Annotated in this window: 18 protein-coding genes; 14 read left to right on the forward strand and 4 right to left on the reverse strand. The window is 68.6% G+C overall.

Translation table 11 applies throughout. The annotated features are described in order from the left end of the window. Positions 1–29 precede the first annotated feature (29 nt). The 4 genes from ACM0M4_RS07475 to ACM0M4_RS07490 are packed head-to-tail and all read left to right on the forward strand — an operon-like array spanning position 30 to position 2,516. Positions 30–776, forward strand: coding sequence for a TIGR00266 family protein (locus ACM0M4_RS07475; RefSeq protein WP_003113847.1), 747 nt, complete (start codon positions 30–32; stop codon positions 774–776). Next, positions 773–1,678: an alpha/beta hydrolase gene (locus ACM0M4_RS07480; RefSeq protein WP_003103721.1), complete on the forward strand. Its 906-nt coding sequence runs from the start codon at positions 773–775 to the stop codon at positions 1,676–1,678. The genes ACM0M4_RS07475 and ACM0M4_RS07480 overlap by 4 nt, the downstream gene beginning before the upstream one ends. Next, a complete protein-coding gene (locus tag ACM0M4_RS07485) occupies positions 1,675–1,998 on the forward strand; it encodes a hypothetical protein (RefSeq protein WP_003092509.1) in 324 nt (107 codons plus the stop codon). The genes ACM0M4_RS07480 and ACM0M4_RS07485 overlap by 4 nt, the downstream gene beginning before the upstream one ends. Continuing rightward, positions 1,995–2,516 carry an O-acetyl-ADP-ribose deacetylase gene (locus tag ACM0M4_RS07490; RefSeq protein WP_003092502.1) on the forward strand — a complete coding sequence of 174 codons (522 nt, stop codon included), beginning with the start codon at positions 1,995–1,997 and terminating at the stop codon, positions 2,514–2,516. Before ACM0M4_RS07485 ends, ACM0M4_RS07490 begins: the two co-directional genes overlap by 4 nt. 75 nt (positions 2,517–2,591) lie before the next feature. On the opposite strand, the gene ACM0M4_RS07495 is transcribed toward ACM0M4_RS07490, so the two are convergent. The 3 genes from ACM0M4_RS07495 to ACM0M4_RS07505 all read right to left on the reverse strand — a co-directional run bounded on the left by ACM0M4_RS07495 (position 2,592) and on the right by ACM0M4_RS07505 (position 6,450). Continuing rightward, positions 2,592–3,377 carry an OmpA family protein gene (locus tag ACM0M4_RS07495; protein WP_003092499.1) on the reverse strand — a complete coding sequence of 262 codons (786 nt, stop codon included), beginning with the start codon at positions 3,375–3,377 and terminating at the stop codon, positions 2,592–2,594. A 48-nt stretch (positions 3,378–3,425) separates the two neighbouring features. Then, a complete protein-coding gene (locus ACM0M4_RS07500) occupies positions 3,426–3,830 on the reverse strand; it encodes a DUF4398 domain-containing protein (protein ID WP_003092495.1) in 405 nt (134 codons plus the stop codon). A 379-nt stretch (positions 3,831–4,209) separates the two neighbouring features. Continuing rightward, positions 4,210–6,450, reverse strand: coding sequence for a heavy metal translocating P-type ATPase (locus ACM0M4_RS07505; protein ID WP_023100861.1), 2,241 nt, complete (start codon positions 6,448–6,450; stop codon positions 4,210–4,212). 113 nt (positions 6,451–6,563) lie between these two features. Between ACM0M4_RS07505 and cadR the strand changes: the two genes are divergently transcribed. Beyond that, positions 6,564–7,034, forward strand: a complete 471-nt coding sequence (gene cadR / locus ACM0M4_RS07510; RefSeq protein WP_003103716.1) for a Cd(II)/Pb(II)-responsive transcriptional regulator — start codon at positions 6,564–6,566, stop codon at positions 7,032–7,034. Between the two features lie 8 nt (positions 7,035–7,042). On the opposite strand, the gene ACM0M4_RS07515 is transcribed toward cadR, so the two are convergent. Beyond that, entirely contained in the window at positions 7,043–7,387 is a 345-nt protein-coding gene (locus ACM0M4_RS07515) for a hypothetical protein (protein WP_003092488.1), read from the reverse strand. A gap of 206 nt (positions 7,388–7,593) precedes the next feature. Between ACM0M4_RS07515 and ppc the strand changes: the two genes are divergently transcribed. The 9 genes from ppc (at position 7,594) to ACM0M4_RS07560 (ending at position 16,872) form a co-directional block, all read left to right on the forward strand. After that, entirely contained in the window at positions 7,594–10,230 is a 2,637-nt protein-coding gene (ppc, locus tag ACM0M4_RS07520) for a phosphoenolpyruvate carboxylase (RefSeq protein ID WP_023106033.1), read from the forward strand. Between the two features lie 160 nt (positions 10,231–10,390). Next, positions 10,391–11,038 carry an adenylate kinase gene (gene adk / locus ACM0M4_RS07525; protein WP_003092485.1) on the forward strand — a complete coding sequence of 216 codons (648 nt, stop codon included), beginning with the start codon at positions 10,391–10,393 and terminating at the stop codon, positions 11,036–11,038. 103 nt (positions 11,039–11,141) lie between these two features. After that, positions 11,142–11,822, forward strand: a complete 681-nt coding sequence (tsaB, locus tag ACM0M4_RS07530) for a tRNA (adenosine(37)-N6)-threonylcarbamoyltransferase complex dimerization subunit type 1 TsaB (RefSeq protein ID WP_003092483.1) — start codon at positions 11,142–11,144, stop codon at positions 11,820–11,822. A gap of 73 nt (positions 11,823–11,895) precedes the next feature. Then, positions 11,896–12,243, forward strand: coding sequence for a hypothetical protein (locus ACM0M4_RS07535; protein ID WP_003098661.1), 348 nt, complete (start codon positions 11,896–11,898; stop codon positions 12,241–12,243). 18 nt (positions 12,244–12,261) lie between these two features. Beyond that, complete coding sequence (locus tag ACM0M4_RS07540; RefSeq protein WP_003098658.1) at positions 12,262–13,128, forward strand: DUF72 domain-containing protein; 867 nt, start codon at positions 12,262–12,264, stop codon at positions 13,126–13,128. 72 nt (positions 13,129–13,200) lie between these two features. Beyond that, a complete protein-coding gene (locus tag ACM0M4_RS07545; protein WP_016263166.1) occupies positions 13,201–14,025 on the forward strand; it encodes an isocitrate lyase/PEP mutase family protein in 825 nt (274 codons plus the stop codon). A 4-nt stretch (positions 14,026–14,029) separates the two neighbouring features. Then, on the forward strand, positions 14,030–14,725 hold the full coding sequence (locus ACM0M4_RS07550; protein ID WP_054380015.1) for an extensin-like domain-containing protein: 696 nt from the start codon (positions 14,030–14,032) through the stop codon (positions 14,723–14,725). Positions 14,726–14,780: 55 nt separating this feature from the next. Further along, entirely contained in the window at positions 14,781–15,566 is a 786-nt protein-coding gene (locus ACM0M4_RS07555) for a class I SAM-dependent methyltransferase (RefSeq protein ID WP_010793368.1), read from the forward strand. A 28-nt stretch (positions 15,567–15,594) separates the two neighbouring features. Next, positions 15,595–16,872 carry a cytochrome P450 gene (locus tag ACM0M4_RS07560; protein ID WP_017148395.1) on the forward strand — a complete coding sequence of 426 codons (1,278 nt, stop codon included), beginning with the start codon at positions 15,595–15,597 and terminating at the stop codon, positions 16,870–16,872. Positions 16,873–16,876 lie beyond the last annotated feature (4 nt).

Consider the following 16,876-nt stretch of genomic DNA (forward strand, 5'->3'; position numbering starts at 1 on the left):
CGGTCGGCCGGCAAGCAAGGAGAACGGCGATGGCCAGCCACGAACTCGACTACCGCATCCTCGGCGAATCCATGCAGACCGTGGAGATCGAACTCGACCCCGGGGAAACCGTGATCGCCGAGGCCGGGGCGATGAACTACATGACCGGCGACATCCGCTTCACCGCGCGGATGGGCGACGGCTCCGACGGCAGCCTGCTGGGCAAGCTGTGGAGCGCCGGCAAGCGCAAGCTCGGTGGCGAGTCGGTGTTCATGACCCACTTCACCAACGAAGGCCAGGGCAAGCAGCACGTGGCCTTTGCCGCGCCCTATCCGGGCAGCGTGGTGGCGGTGGACCTGGACGATGTCGGCGGGCGCCTGTTCTGCCAGAAGGACTCGTTCCTCTGCGCAGCCTATGGCACCCGGGTCGGCATCGCCTTCACCAAGCGCCTGGGCGCCGGTTTTTTCGGCGGCGAGGGCTTCATCCTGCAGAAGCTCGAGGGCGATGGCCTGGTCTTCGTCCACGCGGGCGGCACGCTGATCCGCCGCCAGTTGAATGGCGAGACGCTGCGGGTCGACACCGGTTGCCTGGTGGCCTTCACCGACGGCATCGACTACGACGTGCAACTGGCCGGCGGCCTGAAGAGCATGCTGTTCGGCGGCGAAGGATTGCTGCTGACCACCCTCAAGGGCAGCGGCACCGTCTGGCTGCAGAGCCTGCCGTTCTCGCGCCTGGCCGGGCGCATCTACGACGCCACCTTTCGCGCCCGCGAAGAGGTAAGGACCAACAACGGATGAAGCGCCTGCTGATCCCGCTGCTGGTACTCGGCGCGCTGTTCCTCGGTGGCTGCAGTTCGCTGCTGTTCTATCCCGAGCCGGTGGTGCAGATCACTCCGGCGCGCGCCGGGCTGGAGTACCGCGACGTCACCCTGACCACCGCCGACGGCGTGCGCCTGCGCGCCTGGTGGCTGCCGGCGAAGAAAGGCGTGCCGGTGAAAGGCACTGTGCTCTACCTGCACGGCAACGGCGGCAACCTGTCCTGGCACCTCGGCGGCACCTGGTGGCTGCCCGCCGAGGGCTACCAGGTGCTGATGCTCGACTATCGCGGCTACGGCCAGTCGGAGGGCCAGCCGGGACTGCCGGAGGTCTACCGCGACATCGACGCGGCGTTCGCCTGGCTCGACCAGGCGCCGGAGGTGAAGGGCACCGAGCGCGTGCTGCTGGGGCAGAGTCTCGGCGGCGCGCTGGCGATCCACTACCTGGCCGAGCATCCGCAGCGCCAGGGCCAGTTCAAGGCGCTGGTGTTCGACGGGGTACCGGCGAGCTACCGCGGCATCGCCCGGCACATGCTGGACGGTTCCTGGCTGACCTGGCCGCTGCAGGTGCCGCTGTCCTGGCTGGTGCCCGACGACGACAGCGCCATCCATTCGGTGGCGCGGCTTTCTGGCGCACCCATGCTGTTCTTTCACAGCATCGACGATACCATTGTGCCCCTCGAGAACGGCATCGCCCTGTACCGCCAGGCGCGGCCGCCGAAGGTCCTGCAACTGACCCGAGGCGGCCACGTGCAGACCTTCGCCGAAGCGACCTGGCAGGAAGTGATGCTGCGCTTCCTCGACGATCCCCATGGCTTCACCGGCCTGCGCCGGCTGGCCGAAATCCCGAACCGCGAATCCGCGAAACCCGAAGGCAATCCATGAGCGACCGTAACGTACTCCCCTGCATCCTGACCGGCATCGGTACCATCTTCGTCACCGTCGGCGTGCTCTGGTACTACGGCTACCTGCATTTCGCCAAGCCGCAGGACGCCCTGTTGCTGGCCGACTTCACCATGCTGAAGAGCCTGCCCGGCGAAGATGTGAAGCTGTCCCTGGAGCCGGCCAAGCAGGTCGCGCAGTGCATTGATGGCGTCCTGGTGCTGTTCGACACCGAGCAGAAGGGCCTTTCCGGCGTGCTGGTGGACAACAGGAAGCACGCCGTGCGCTGCGCCGGACAGGAAGTCCCGCAGGAAGTGAAATGACCGAGGTCCGCGTCTGGCAGGGAGACATCACCCGTCTTGCGGTGGATGCCATCGTCAACGCGGCGAACTCCTCGCTGCTCGGTGGGGGCGGTGTCGACGGCGCCATCCACCGCGCCGCCGGTGCCGAACTGGTGGCGGCCTGCCGCCTGCTGCACGGTTGCAAGACCGGCGAGGCGAAGATCACCCGTGGGTTCCGTCTGCCGGCGGCCCACGTGATCCACACCGTCGGCCCGGTCTGGCGCGGCGGCGACAACGGCGAAGCGGAGCTGCTGGCCAGCTGCTACCGGCGCAGCCTGGCGCTGGCCGAGCAGGCCGGGGCGGCCAGCGTCGCGTTCCCCGCCATCAGCTGCGGCATCTACGGCTATCCCTTGGAGCAGGCCGCGGCCATTGCCGTCGAAGAGGTCTGCCGGCAACGCCCGGCGCACAGCAGCCTGGAGGAAATCGTCCTGGTTGCCTTCGATAGCTCGATGGCCGAGCGCTACCAGCGCTTGCTCGGCGAGCGGCCTGTGGCCCGCTGATACCTGGAAAGCTCAAGCCCCGCCCATGAAAAAGCCCCGCCGGATGGCGGGGCTTTTGGGCTTCCGTAGGGCTTATCAGCCGCTGACGGAGGAGCGTGGCGCGACCGGCTTGGCGTCGTTGGAAATGGTGACTTCCACCCGACGGTTCATGGCACGGCCGGAGCTGGTGCCGTTGCTGGCCACCGGATATTCCTTGCCGTAGCCACGGGTGGCTACGCGTTCCGGGCTGATGCCGCGGCTGAGCAGGGCCATGCGCACCGAGTCGGCACGACGCTCGGACAGGCGCTGGTTGTAGTTGGCGGAACCGGTGCTATCGGTGTAGCCCTCTACGATCACCTGGCGCTCCGGGTTCTGCTGGAGGAACTCGGCCAGTTGCTGGATGTTGCGCATGGCGCCGGGCTTCAGGTCGGACTTGTCGAGATCGAACAGAACGTCGCCGAAGGTCACCATGGTGCCGCGCGAGGTCTGCTTGGCATTCAGTTGGCTACGCAGCTTGTCCAGTTGCGCGGTGCGCGCGTCGAGGCGGGCCTGGGCGCGCTGGGCGGAGGCGTTCTGCAACTGCGCCTCGGCATTGCGCAGGACGATGGTCTGCTTGGCCAGTTCGATGCGCTGGTTGGTCAGGTAGGCCAGTTGGTCCACGTCGCGCTGGTCTTCGCCATCCTGGTAGGCCTTGTCGGCCTTGGCCAGCCAGTCGCCGGCGTCCTTGGTTTCCAGGGCCGCGACCTTGGTCGCGTCGGGCTGCGACTGCAGCGCGGAGAAGTTGCTGCGGGCCTGTTCCAGGTTGGCGTTCGGCGGCGTGGAGCAGGCGGCCAGCGCCAGGGCCAGCAGGGATACGGCGGGGAGGGCAATGTACTTACGCATAGGGGTCATCCTTAATCACGAATCGACGAAAGAAGGGCGGAATCCGGCTTAGTGCTGCGTATCGCGCATGCCTTCCTCACGCAGTTCCATGACGCCCTGCTGGGCATCCTTCACGGCTTTCTGCGCCTTGGCGGCCTGGGTCTTGCGCTCGGCGACCCGGGCGTCCCACTCGGCCTGCTGCGCCAGGCGCTTGGCCTGGTCGTATTCCTTGTCGTTCATGGCGATGCGCGCCTGGCTCAGCTTGTCCTGAGCGGACTTCATCTCGACCGGGGCATATTCCGGGCCGCCGGCGCTCACCGCGTTATTCACCGCGGATTCGGTCACGGCGAACTGCTCGGTCGGCGGGTTGCCGGCGCAGCCGGCCAGGACCAGGCTGCTGCCTACGGCCAGCAGGGCCAGCTTGAGGCCACGCAGGGAACCGGTGTGTTGCTTGCTCATCGCTTTTTGCTCCATGGGAAATTTCCTCTGACAGGGATGCTGATTCCTTGGCTTTCATCTCTGGCCATTACCGTGGGCGCGTTTCCGGCCCTCCGGTCTTTTCTTCCTGCTCACTGAGCAAGCCTCTGCCAGGCCTCTGTTTCAGGGGCTTGGCGATTGGCCATGTACTTTTAGTGACTCCCCCGCTGGTTCAGGGGTTCAAAAAAAAATCTGAAATTTTCTGACTGAACAGTCGGCTTCCGGCGTGGTCGCAGAACGCCACCTCTGCTCACTAAAGCCCGTCCTACAGGGCTCTAGTCCACGAAACGCACAACTGCCGCAGCGCTCCAGGACGGAACACTCGGGCAGAAAAAAGCCCCACCTGAGTGGGGCTGGAGGAGGCCAGTGGGGCCTTTTAGAAACGCTTGCGCAACAGTCGCAGACCGTTGAACACCACCAGCAGGCTGGCGCCCATGTCGGCGAATACCGCCATCCACAGGGTGCCTTCGCCTGCCAGGGTAAGGGCGAGGAACACCGCCTTGATGCCCAGGGCCAGGGTGATGTTCTGGACCAGGATCGCGTGGGTGGTGCGCGACAGCCGGACGAATTGCGGCAACTTGCGCAGGTCGTCGTCCATCAGCGCGACGCCGGCGGTCTCGATGGCCGTGTCGGTGCCCGCCGCGCCCATGGCGAAGCCGATGTCGGCGCGGGCCAGGGCCGGCGCGTCGTTGATCCCGTCGCCGACCATGCCGACCCGCGAGCCGTCGGCCTGGCGCGCTTCCACTTCACGCAGCTTGTCCTCCGGCAGGAGGTTGCCGCGAGCTGCGTCGATGCCTACCTGGGCAGCGATGGCGGCTGCGGTGTGCGGGTTGTCGCCGGTGAGCATCAGGGTCTTCACGTCCAGCGCGTGCAGCTCGCGGATCGCCTCGCGGCTGCTGTCCTTGACCCCGTCGGCGACGGCGAACAGGGCCCGCACGCGCTGCGGATCGCACAGCGCGATGACCGTCTTGCCCTGGCGCTCCAGGGCGTCCAGGCGCTCTTCCAGGGCCGGCGAGCAGAGGCCCAGCTCCTCCACCAGGCGATGGTTGCCGAGGTGGTAGAGGACGCCGTCGATGCGTCCGCTGACGCCTCGTCCCGGCAGGGCGGCGAGGTCCTCGACCACGCCCAGGGCAAGGCCGTCCTCTTCCGCTGCGTTGGCCACGGCGCGCGATACCGGGTGGTCGGAACGCGCGGCCAGGCTGGCGGCGAGCAGGCGCGCATCCGTCCCGTCAGCCTCCGCGATCGGCAGGTAGTCGGTCTGTTGCGGTTTGCCATGGGTGATGGTGCCGGTCTTGTCGAGGGCGACCCAGGACAGCTTGCGCCCGAGTTCGAGGAACACCCCGCCCTTGATCAGGATGCCCAGGCGCGCCGCGGCGGAAAGGCCGCTGACGATGGTCACCGGGGTGGAGATCACCAGCGCGCAGGGACAGGCGATCACCAGCAGCACCAGGGCGCGGTAGATCCAGTCCAGCCAGGCGCCGCCGAACAGCAGCGGCGGCAGCACCGCGGTGGCGAGGGCGATGAGGAATACCACCGGGGTGTAGACGCGGGCGAAGCTGTCGACGAAACGCTGGGTCGGTGCGCGGGAACCCTGGGCTTCCTCCACGGCGTGGATGATCCGGGCCAGGGTGCTGTCGTCGGCGCGGCGGGTGACGCGGTACTCCAGCGCGCCCTCGCCGTTGATGCTGCCGGCGAACACCGGCTCGCCGACCTCCTTCTCCACCGGCAGGCTTTCGCCGGTGATCGGCGCCTGGTTGACGCTGGAGCGGCCGCTGGTCACCTCGCCGTCGAGTGCGATGCGTTCGCCGGGCTTCACGCGCACGGTGGCTTCCAGTTCCACTTGCTTGGCCGGCAGTTCCTTCCATTCGCCGCCGACCAGCACGGTGGCCTGTTCCGGAGCCAGTTGCAGCAGGCCGCGGATGGCGTTGCGCGCGCGATCCAGGGACTTCGCCTCGATCAACTCGGCGATGGCGAACAGCACGCTGACCATCGCCGCTTCCGGCCACTGGCCGATGAGCACGGCGCCGGTCACGGCGATACTCATCAGGGCGTTGATGTTCAGGTTACGGTTCTTCAGTGCGATCCAGCCCTTGCGGTAGGTCGGCAGGCCGGCGCCGAGGATGGCCAGCAGGGCGAGGCCGGCGACCACCCAGTCCGGCGCCAGGCCGAACCATTCGACGATCTCCGAGGCCAGCGCCATCGCGCCGGCCAGGGCCAGCGGCCACCAGGGCTTCGCCGGCGCTTGCGAGGGGCCGTCGGTATTTTCGCCGGCATCCAGCGGCACCGCCTGCATGCCGAGGCCGGCGATCAGCTTCTGCAGCGGCTCGACGCTGTCGAAGCGATGCTGGACGCGCAGCAGGCGCTGCATCAGGTTGAATTCCAGCGACTCCACTGCCGGCTGGCGACCGAGGGCGTCGCGGATCAGGCGTTCCTCGGTCGGGCAGTCCATCGCTTCGATGCGTAGGTCGCTCCAGCGCAACTCGGCGTTGCCGGCCAGGGTTCCGATGGCGGCCACCGCCGGGCGAGGCGCGTGGCGGTGCCCATGATCATGTCCGTGACCGTGACCGTGACCGTGACCGTGACCGTGACAGCAAGTGTCGGCGTGTTCGTGGCTCATGGAAACAATTCCCGTTTGACGTGTTGGGTGCGATTGCACACCCTGTAGCAACTACAGAGTCAAGCGGTACTGCCAATTCGGGTAGCCGCGTCGGCGATTGGAGGAGGGTTGGCATGAAGATCGGTGAGCTGGCGAAGAGAACCGGTTGCCCGGTGGAGACCATCCGCTACTACGAGCGCGAAGGCCTGTTGCCCGAGCCCGCGCGTAGCGAAGGCAACTATCGGCAATACACCCTGGCGCATGTCGAGCGCCTGTCGTTCATCCGTCACTGCCGCTCGCTGGACATGACCCAGGAGGAAATCCGTACCCTGCTGGCGTTGCGCGACCGTCCCGAGGCGGATTGCGGCACCGCCAACCGGTTGATCGACGAGCACCTGCATCACGTCGAGGTGCGCATCGCCGAACTCCAGGCATTGCGCGAGCAACTGCGGGATCTCGGTTCGCGCTGTACGGTCGCCGGCAACAGCCAGGCCTGCGGCATCCTCCGCGAACTGGAGCAGCCCGCGCCGCTGTCGCCAATCGCCGAGGAATGCGCCGAGGCCGGGCACATGCACGTCCCCGGCGTGCACCGCCGGCATGGCTGAAGCCGCGCTCAGTGACTGGAGGTGTCCTGTTGCGCGACCAGTTCGTGCAGGTACTTGCGCGAGAGCGACAGGAAGCGTGGGGTAGGGCCGACATCCTCATAGAGCGGATCGCCCTGTTCGTCGGTGGCCACCACCTGACTCCCCTTCACGTAGGGAAAGCTCGCCTCCAGTTCTTCCAGGGCGGCGCCGACCAGCTCGCCCAGTAGTTCCTCGACGCTGCGCCGCGGATACATCTCGTGCAGCGCGGCGAGGCGCGCGGCGCTTTCGACGTCCAGCGGGATGCTGTAGTGGTTGCGGGCCATGCGGCCCTTGGCGGTGTGTTCCCAATGGCGGACAAGCTCACGGATCTTCATGCTGACCTCTTCAGCCCGGTCGTGGCGGGCGTGCTGGGGGGCCCTCGTGGGGCCGTGCCTCGGTGCGGGCACTTCCTTCAGACTAGACCCGATCGGCGCCGGCAGCCTCGCTTCCGGCCCGGCGGCGCCGTACTGGCACCCTGCGGGCTTGTAAGCGCGGGGGCGCCTGAGCCAAGCTGGTTTCCCACCCGCAGTGGAGACAGGTCATGCCGGAAATCGATGCGCGCCTGCGCGAGGACGTCCACCAACTGGGCGAATTGCTCGGCGACACCATCCGCGAGCAGTACGGCCCGCGGTTCCTCGACAAGATCGAGCTGATCCGCAAGGGCGCCAAGGCTGCCCGCCGCGGTTCCGCGGAGGGCGCCCAGCAGCTCACCGCCACCCTCGACGGGCTCGAGGAAGACGAACTGCTGCCGGTGGCGCGGGCCTTCAACCAGTTCCTCAACCTGGCCAATATCGCCGAGCAATACCACCGTATCCGCCGGCGCCGGCCGAACGAGCCGGAACCCTTCGAGAACCTGGTGCTGGAAGAGCTGCTGGGGCGTCTCAAGGACGCCGGGCATGCCCCCGGGCAACTGGCTCGCCAGCTCGCCGGGCTGGAGATCGAACTGGTGCTGACCGCCCATCCCACCGAGGTGGCGCGGCGCACGCTGATCCAGAAATACGATGCGATCACCGCGCAGCTGGCGGCCAAGGACCATGCCGACCTGCTGCCGGAGGAGCGCAGTCGCATCCAGCAGCGCCTGCAGCGGCTGGTGGCCGAGGCCTGGCATACCGACGAGATCCGCAAGGTCCGGCCGACCCCGGTGGACGAGGCGAAATGGGGCTTCGCGGTGATCGAGCATTCTCTCTGGCAGGCCTTGCCGAACGTCCTTCGGCACGTCGACGAGGTGCTCCTGCGCAGCACCGGTGAACGCCTGCCGTTGACCGCCGCGCCGCTGCGCTTCGCGTCCTGGATGGGGGGCGACCGCGACGGCAATCCCAACGTTACCGCCAGCGTGACCCGCGAGGTCCTGCTGCTGGCGCGCTGGATGGCCGCCGACCTGTACCTGCGCGATATCGACCAACTGGCCGCCGAGCTGTCCATGCAGCAGGCCTCGCCGCAGCTGCTGGCGCGGGTCGGCGATAGCGCCGAGCCCTATCGCGCCCTGCTCAAGCAATTGCGCGAGCGCCTGCGTGTGACCCGCAACTGGACCCACCAGGCCCTGGCCGGCGAGGTGCCGGCCGCGGAGGGCGTCCTGGAGCACAACCGCGACCTGGTCGAGCCGCTGCAACTGTGCCACGAGTCGCTGCACGCCTGCGGCATGGGCGTGATCGCCGATGGCGCGTTGCTCGACTGCCTACGCCGCGCCGCCACCTTCGGCCTGTTCCTGGTACGCCTGGACGTGCGCCAGGACTCGGCCCGCCATGCCGCCGCGCTGAGCGAGATCACCGAGTACCTGGAGCTGGGCAGCTACGACGAGTGGGACGAGAAGACCCGCCTGGAATTCCTTCTCGAGGAACTGAACAGCCGCCGCCCCCTGCTGCCGGCGCACTACCAGCCTTCGGCGGATACCGCCGAGGTGCTCGCCACCTGCCGGGCGATCGCCGCCGCGCCACCGGCGTCGCTGGGTTCCTACGTGATCTCGATGGCCGGCCAGCCGTCCGACGTGCTGGCGGTGCAACTGCTGCTCAAGGAAAGCGGCGTCGACTGGCCGATGCGCGTGGTGCCGCTGTTCGAGACCCTCGACGACCTGGACAACGCCGGCCCCTGCATGGAGCGCCTGCTGACGCTGCCGGGCTACCGTTCGCGGCTCTCCGGGGTGCAGGAAGTGATGATCGGCTACTCCGATTCGGCCAAGGACGCCGGTACTCTCACGGCGGCCTGGGCGCAGTACCGGGCGCAGGAGAAACTGGTGGAGATCTGCCGCCAGCACGAGGTCGAGCTGCTGCTCTTCCATGGCCGCGGCGGCACCGTCGGCCGCGGCGGCGGGCCGGCCCACGCGGCGATCCTGTCGCAGCCACCGGGTTCGGTGGCCGGGCGCTTCCGGGTCACCGAACAGGGCGAGATGATCCGCTTCAAGTTCGGTCTGCCGGACATCGCCGAACAGAACCTCAATCTCTACCTCGCCGCAGTGCTGGAAGCGACCCTGATGCCGCCGCCGGCTCCGGAGCCGGCCTGGCGCGCGCAGATGGACCGCCTGGCGAAGGACGCGCTGCTGGCCTACCGCAGGGTGGTGCGTGACGATCCGCAGTTCGTCGAGTATTTCCGCCTGGCCACGCCCGAGCAGGAACTGGGCCGTCTGCCGCTGGGCAGCCGCCCGGCCAAGCGCCGCGAAGGCGGGGTGGAGAGTCTGCGGGCGATTCCCTGGATCTTCGCCTGGACCCAGACGCGCCTGATGCTGCCGGCATGGCTTGGCTGGGAGACCGCCTTGCTGAACGCCATCGAGCGTGGCGAGGGCGCGCTGCTCGGGCAGATGCGCGAGCGATGGCCGTTCTTCACCACCCGCATCGACATGCTGGAAATGGTCCTGGCCAAGGCCGACGCGGATATCGCGCGGCTCTACGACGAACGTCTAGTGCCGCTCGAGCTGCGTCCGCTGGGGCGTCGTTTACGCGACCTATTGTCGCAGGCGGTGCGCGTGGTGCTGGGACTGACCGGGCAGTCGCTGCTGCTCGCCCACGCCAGCGAGACCCGCGAGTCGATCAGCGTGCGCAACAGCTATCTAGACCCGCTGCACCTGCTCCAGGCTGAGCTTCTGGCCCGTTCGCGGCGCTGCCGGGGCGACGCCTGCGGCGGCCTGGAGCAGGCGCTGCTGGTGACGGTCGCGGGGGTCGCTGCCGGACTGCGCAACACCGGATGAGGGAAGGCGGGGGGCAACTTTCGGTGTCTTGTGCGGTGGGGGGGCGCTGTGTATCTTGGACAGCCTTTTCGGCGCCATACAGTGCCGTTTCCTGCAAATACGAGATTGGCCCCACGAGGCGGATCCAGACTTTCGCTTACCAATTCTAAGGAGCATATCGATGCGTGTGATTCTGCTCGGGGCACCCGGTGCCGGCAAAGGCACCCAGGCACGGTTCATCACCGAGAAGTTCGGCATTCCGCAGATCTCCACCGGCGACATGCTGCGCGCCGCAGTCAAGGCCGGCAGCCCGCTCGGCCAGCAGGTGAAAGGCGTGATGGACAGCGGCGGCCTGGTATCCGACGACATCATCATCGCCCTGATCAAGGAACGCATCACCGAGGCCGATTGCGCCAAGGGCTTCCTGTTCGACGGCTTCCCGCGGACCATCCCGCAGGCCGAAGCGCTGAAGGACGCCGGTGTGACCATCGACCACGTGGTCGAGATCGCCGTCGACGACGAGGAGATCGTGTCGCGTATCGCCGGTCGTCGCGTGCATCCGGCCTCCGGCCGCGTGTACCACACCGAGCACAACCCGCCGAAGGTCGCCGGCAAGGACGACGTTACCGGCGAAGAGCTGATCCAGCGCGAGGACGACAAGGAAGAGACCGTGCGTCACCGCCTGTCGGTCTATCATTCGCAGACCAAGCCGCTGGTCGACTTCTACCAGAAGCTGTCGGCCGCCGAAGGCACCCCGAAATACCACAGCATCGCCGGCGTCGGCTCGGTCGAGCAGATCACCGCGAAAGTGCTTTCGGCCCTGAGCTGATCCGCAGCGCTGTAGCACCGACGGCCCGCTTGCGGGCCGTCGGCGTTTCCGGGGCGGCGAAGGCTGGTACAATCGGCGTCTTTTTCACCACGCGGAACCGTCGATGTCCACTCTGTTGGCCCTGGATACCTCCACCGAAGCCTGCTCCGTCGCCCTGCTCCACGAGGGGCGGGCGCTCAGTCACTACGAGGTGATCCCGCGCCTGCACGCCCAGCGCCTGCTGCCGATGGTCCGCGACCTGCTCGACGAGGCCGGCGTCGCCCTGTCCGCGGTGGACGCCATCGCCTTCGGGCGCGGTCCGGGCGCCTTCACCGGCGTGCGCATCGCCATCGGCGTGGTCCAGGGCCTGGCCTTCGCCCTGCAGCGCCCGGTACTGGCGGTCTCCGACCTGGCGATCCTGGCCCAGCGGGCCTACCGCGAGCAGGGTGCGGAGCGGGTCGCCGCGGCCATCGACGCGCGGATGGACGAGGTCTACTGGGGTTGCTACCAGTTGCAACAGGGCGAGATGCGCCTGGCCGGCAGCGAAGCGGTACTGCCGCCCGAGCGGGTCGCCGTACCGTGGGACGCCGCTGCCGCGGACTGGTTCGGCGCCGGCACCGGCTGGGGCTACGTCGAGCGCATGCCGCAGCGCCCGGCCGCGCTGGACGCGAGCCTGCTGCCGCATGCCGAGGACTTGCTCAGCCTGGCCGGCTTCGCCTGGGCGCGCGGCGAAGGCGTGGAGGCGGAACAGGCGCTGCCGGTGTACCTGCGCGACAACGTGGCGACGCCGAAAAAAGCGCCCTGAAAATGCCGCGCAGCGGTAATTGCCAAGCCTTTCGGGGCTGGCTAGAGTGTGGAGACTTCCCCGGGTTTTGATCATGCGTATCGACGGTCTTTCTTCCTCTTCGTTGCCGCTGGAGCGCAGCGCCCGACCGGGCTCCGCGGTCACGCCGTATCGCGACGTGCAGCGCGAGGTCGAGGCGCGGCGCGAGCAGCCGGCGCCGGTTTCCGGCAGCCAGGGCTTCGAGCAGGCGCCGCAGGCGCGCAAGGTCCAGGCCAGTTCGGCGGGCGGCGACAGCCTGCCGGTCAGCGCCCGCGACCTGCTGGCGTTCCAGCGCCCGGTAAGCAGCCATGCGGCGATGGCCCTGGCCAGCTACAACTCCACCGCCAGCCTCAACATCGACGCCGGCGCCGAGGATGTCCTCGGCCTCGACCTCTACGCCTGAGCGGTTCCCTGCGCTCCCGTGGTTTCCCTTCCTTATTTCCTCGGTTGTCCATCCTGGAACGAGGCGGCCTGGCGCGGCAGCTTCTATCCGCGCGAATTGCGTTCTGCCGACTACCTCGGACACTACGGCGGCATCTTCAACGCGGTCGAGGGCAATACCACCTTCTATGCCCGGCCTTCGGCGGAAACCGTGCGGCGCTGGGCCGAGACGATGCCGGCGGGGTTCCGCTTCTGTGCCAAGTTTCCCCGCGATATCAGTCACGAAGGCGACCTGCGCGAACGGCTCGAGGCCGCCGGCGACTTCCTCGAACTGCTGGCGCCGCTTGGCGAAAGGGTCAGCCCGCTGTGGCTGCAACTGTCGGCGGCGTTCACCCCGCAGCGCCTGGGCGAACTGCTGTATTTCCTCGATGAGCTGAGTCCGCGACGGATTGCCGTGGAAGTACGCCACCCGGCGTTCTTCGACAAAGGCGAGGACGAGCGCCTGCTCAACCGCCACCTGCGCGAGCGTGGCGTGGAGCGCATCTGCCTGGATTCGCGGGCGCTGTTCAGTTGCCGTTCGGACGATCCGGCGGTGCTCCACGCCCAGTCGAAGAAGCCGCGCCTGCCGATCCGTCCGGCGGCCTTCAGCGATACGCCACAGGTGCGTTTCATCGGCGGTCCCGACCTGCCGGCCAACGAGGTGTTCCTTTTGCCCTGGGTCGACAAGGTGGCCGACTGGATCGAGGCCGGCCTGACTCCATACGTATTCCTGCATACCCCCGACAATCACCTGGCGGCCCAGCAGGCCCAGCGTTTCCATGCGCTGCTGGGCCAGCGCCTGCCAGGCTTGCCGGCGCTACCCGAGCCGATCCCGGCCCCGGAAGTGGAGCAACTGGGCCTGCTCTGAGCGCGGCGCTCGACGCTCCACCGGCCTGCGCCTAGGCTAGGGAGTCCTTTCCCCGCCACGGAGCCCGCCGCCATGACCAGCCAACGCCAACGCGCCGAACGTTTCCGCGACCTGCACCAGGGGCCCGGCATGCTGGTCCTGCCCAATCCCTGGGATGCCGGTTCGGCGAAGATGCTCGCCAGCCTCGGCTTCGACGCCCTTGCCACCACCAGCGCAGGCCTGGCGTTCTCCCTGGGCCGGCGCGACGCGGAAGGCGCGGTGAGCCGGACCGAGGCGCTGGAAAACGCCCGGGCGATCGTCGCCGCCACCGATCTGCCGGTCGCCGCCGACCTGGAAAACGGCTACGGCGATGCTCCGCAAGACTGCGCCACGACCATCCGCCTGGCCGCCGAGGCCGGTCTGGTCGGTGGTTCCATCGAGGATGCCAGCGGGCGCGCCGGACAGCCCATCTATGAGTTCTCCGCCGCGCTGGAGCGGGTCGCTGCCGCGGTCGAGGCGGCCCGTGCGTTGCCATTTCCGTTCACCCTCTGCGCCCGCGCGGAGAACTTCCTGCATGGTCGCGAGGATCTCGACGACACCCTGCGGCGTCTGCGCGCCTACGCCGATGCCGGCGCCGATGTGCTCTACGCGCCCGGTTTGAACCGCCGCGAACAGATCGTCGCGGTGCTCGAAGCGGTGGCGCCGAAGCCGGTCAACGTGCTGGTCGGTTCGCCGCGCCTGGAGCTGTCGCTGGACGAGCTGGAAGCCCTCGGCGTCAAGCGCGTGAGCCTGGGCTCGAATCTTGCCCGGGTCGCCTTCGGCGCTTTCCATCAGGCGGCGCAGGCGCTGGCGCGGCGCGACCTGGAAGCGACCCGTGTGGCGATGCCTTTCGACCGTATCAACGACCTGTTCCGCTGAACCCGTGCGCCGCCTGGCCTGGTTGCTGCCATTACTGCTGCTGGCGGGGGCCGTCGGCGCCCTGCGCTACCAGTGGCTCGATCTGCCGGCGCGCTGGAATCCCTGGCTGCCGCTGGACGTGCGCGAACCGCCGAACCTGCTGACCCGCTACAAGCTATGGCGGCTGGCCGACGACCGGAGCCTCTGCGACGCCGCCCTGGCCACCTCGCAACTGCGCTACCAGCGGGTAGCCGACGACCCGCCATCGGCTACCTGCCCGTTGAGCAACAGCCTGCGCGTGCGTGGGGCGGCGCTGGAGTTGAGCAGCAGCTTTCTCGCCAGTTGCTCGCTGGCGGTGAGCTATGCGTTGTTCGAGCGGCACGTGCTGCAACCGGCAGCCCTGGACATCTATGGCCAGCCGCTGGCGCGGGTCGAGCATGTCGGCAGCTTCGCCTGCCGCAACGTCTACAACCGCGAGGACGGTCGGCGCAGCCAGCATGCCTCGGCCAATGCCGTGGACATCAGCGGCTTCCGCCTGGCCGACGGGAGGCGGATCCGCCTGGCCACGGACTGGGCCGGCGAGAGCGCCGATGGGCGCTTCCTGCGCCGCGTGCGGGACGGCGCCTGCGCCAGTTTCAATGCGGTGCTGGGGCCCGACTACAACGCCGCCCACCGGGATCACTTCCACCTCGACATGGGCCTATGGAAGGTCTGCCGGTGAGCGCGCGCGGGCCAACTCTGGCAAAATCCGAGCTTTCCCCGACGATTGCCCGACCATGACCGATTCCGCCGCTCCTCGCCTGCATGTCCAAGCCCTGTCCGCCGGTTGCGCCGAGGCTGCGCGGCGCTGGGCGGAGCGGCTCGGCCTGCCGCTGGCGGCGGACGACGAGGCGGAGTTCGCCGTGCAGGTCGGCGAGCAGGGCTTGCAGGTCTTGCAACTGGGGGCGGACTCCCCCGGTCCGGTGCGGGTCGATTTCGTCGAGGGCGCCAGCGCCCACCGGCGCAAGTTCGGCGGCGGCAGCGGACAGATGATCGCCAAGGCGGTCGGCGTCCAGCCAGGCATCCGCCCGCGGGTCCTGGACGCCACGGCCGGCCTGGGCCGGGATGGGTTCGTCCTCGCCAGCCTGGGCTGCGAGGTGACCCTGGTCGAGCGCCAGCCGCTGATCGCTGCCCTGCTCGAGGATGGCCTGGAGCGCGCCCGGCGCGATCCCGACGTGGCGCCGATCGCCGCGCGGATGCGTCTGCTCGGCGGCAACTCGGCGGACCTGATGCGCGCCTGGGATGGCGAGGCGCCGCAGGTGATCTACCTCGACCCGATGTTTCCCCATCGCGACAAGAGCGCATTGGTGAAGAAGGAAATGCGTCTGTTCCGGCCGCTGGTGGGCGACGATCTCGACGCCCCGGCGCTGTTGCAGGCGGCCCTGGCCCTGGCCAGCCACCGGGTGGTGGTGAAGCGCCCGCGCAAGGCGCCGATCATCGAAGGGCCCAAGCCCGGCTATAGCCTGGAAGGCAAGTCCAGCCGCTACGACATCTACCCGAAGAAGGCCCTGGGCAAGGGCTGAGTGTCGACACCGCAGGGAGGCGGCGAGCATGCAGCAGACCATCGATTGTCCGATTCGCCGGCGCCTGGCGCACCTGCCCTGGGCCAACGACGGGCGTGCCGGCGCCCGCCACTGGCTGGAGATGCAGCGCGATCCGCTGGCCTGGTTGCAGAAGATGCACGTCGCGCAGCCGGACCTCGCGGTTGCCCGCATGGGCCCGCAGCGCCTCTGGTGCCTGTTCCATCCGCAGGCGGTGCAGGAATTGATGGTCGATCGCCGCGATGACCTGCAACGCTGGCAGCCGGCGCTGTGCATGCTGAAACAGTGGAACGGGCGCAGCTTCATGATGCGCGAGGGCGCCCCCGCCCAGGCCCGGCGCAAAGAAGTACGGCCGCACCTGGCGCCGCCGCCGGCCAGCGAGGTTCGCCGCCTGGCCGCGGAGTGGGGCGAGCGGGTGGAGGAGGGGCGCGAATACGACCTCGACCTGGAAATGGCTGCGTTCAGCGTCACCCTCAGCGGTCACGCGCTGTTCGACGTCGACCTGCAACCGTCGGCCTATCGGATCGCCAAGGCGGTGCGCCTGCTGTCGCGGGTGGCATTGCTGGAAATGAGCACCGGCCTGCCGCTGGGCCACTGGTTCCCGAGCAAACTGTGCCCGCGCAAGCGCTGGGCGCTGGGCCAGTTGCGCGAGGCGGTGGGCGAGGTGGCGGAGCGCTCGCCGCGGCCGCTGGCGGACCTGCGCGATGAACTCTGCACCCTGCTCATGGCGTCCCACCAGTCCACCGGCGTGACCCTGACCTGGAGCCTGTTGCTGCTGGCCCAGCGTCCCGAGTTGCTCGCGCGGCTACGCGCCGAGCTGGCGCGAGTGAATTGGACGGCGATCCGCTCGGTCGCCGACCTGCGCGATTGCGCGCTGCTCAGGGCGGTCCTGCAGGAGTGCCTGCGCCTGTACCCGCCGGCCTACGGCCTGGCGCCGCGGCAAGTGACGGCGGACATCGAGGTGTTCGGCCAGCGGCTGAAGCGCGGCGACGTGACCATGGTCTCGAGCTGGATCACCCAGCGCGATCCCCGTTGGTTCGAGGCGCCGCTGGAGTTCCGTCCCGAGCGCTTCCTCGAACCGGCGCGCTGGCCGCGCGGCGCCTACTTCCCCTTCGGCCTCGGCGACCGCGCCTGCCCCGGCACCGCGATGGCGATGATCGATCTGGCGGCGGCGCTGGCCTACTGGGTCGAGCACTGGGACATCATGCACGACGGCGACCTGGCGCCGCGCGGCTGGTTTTCGCTGCGTCCGCAGCGAGCGCGGGTGCGTTTCCGCCGTCGCGCCTGAGCTG

The sequence above is a fragment of the Pseudomonas sp. 18-147 genome, from assembly GCF_051048045.1.
In the GTDB taxonomy this organism is placed as follows: Bacteria; Pseudomonadota; Gammaproteobacteria; order Pseudomonadales; family Pseudomonadaceae; genus Pseudomonas; species Pseudomonas aeruginosa.

Bases quoted from the DNA above. Each gene is read 5' to 3' on its own strand.
- ACM0M4_RS07475 (WP_003113847.1), top strand. From the start codon at position 30: ATGGCCAGCCACGAACTCGACTACCGCATCCTCGGCGAATCCATGCAG.
- ACM0M4_RS07480 (WP_003103721.1), top strand. From the start codon at position 773: ATGAAGCGCCTGCTGATCCCGCTGCTGGTACTCGGCGCGCTGTTCCTC.
- ACM0M4_RS07485 (WP_003092509.1), top strand. From the start codon at position 1,675: ATGAGCGACCGTAACGTACTCCCCTGCATCCTGACCGGCATCGGTACC.
- ACM0M4_RS07490 (WP_003092502.1), top strand. From the start codon at position 1,995: ATGACCGAGGTCCGCGTCTGGCAGGGAGACATCACCCGTCTTGCGGTG.
- ACM0M4_RS07495 (WP_003092499.1), bottom strand. From the start codon at position 3,377: ATGCGTAAGTACATTGCCCTCCCCGCCGTATCCCTGCTGGCCCTGGCG.
- ACM0M4_RS07500 (WP_003092495.1), bottom strand. From the start codon at position 3,830: ATGGAGCAAAAAGCGATGAGCAAGCAACACACCGGTTCCCTGCGTGGC.
- ACM0M4_RS07505 (WP_023100861.1), bottom strand. From the start codon at position 6,450: ATGAGCCACGAACACGCCGACACTTGCTGTCACGGTCACGGTCACGGT.
- cadR (WP_003103716.1), top strand. From the start codon at position 6,564: ATGAAGATCGGTGAGCTGGCGAAGAGAACCGGTTGCCCGGTGGAGACC.
- ACM0M4_RS07515 (WP_003092488.1), bottom strand. From the start codon at position 7,387: ATGAAGATCCGTGAGCTTGTCCGCCATTGGGAACACACCGCCAAGGGC.
- ppc (WP_023106033.1), top strand. From the start codon at position 7,594: ATGCCGGAAATCGATGCGCGCCTGCGCGAGGACGTCCACCAACTGGGC.
- adk (WP_003092485.1), top strand. From the start codon at position 10,391: ATGCGTGTGATTCTGCTCGGGGCACCCGGTGCCGGCAAAGGCACCCAG.
- tsaB (WP_003092483.1), top strand. From the start codon at position 11,142: ATGTCCACTCTGTTGGCCCTGGATACCTCCACCGAAGCCTGCTCCGTC.
- ACM0M4_RS07535 (WP_003098661.1), top strand. From the start codon at position 11,896: ATGCGTATCGACGGTCTTTCTTCCTCTTCGTTGCCGCTGGAGCGCAGC.
- ACM0M4_RS07545 (WP_016263166.1), top strand. From the start codon at position 13,201: ATGACCAGCCAACGCCAACGCGCCGAACGTTTCCGCGACCTGCACCAG.
- ACM0M4_RS07555 (WP_010793368.1), top strand. From the start codon at position 14,781: ATGACCGATTCCGCCGCTCCTCGCCTGCATGTCCAAGCCCTGTCCGCC.
- ACM0M4_RS07560 (WP_017148395.1), top strand. From the start codon at position 15,595: ATGCAGCAGACCATCGATTGTCCGATTCGCCGGCGCCTGGCGCACCTG.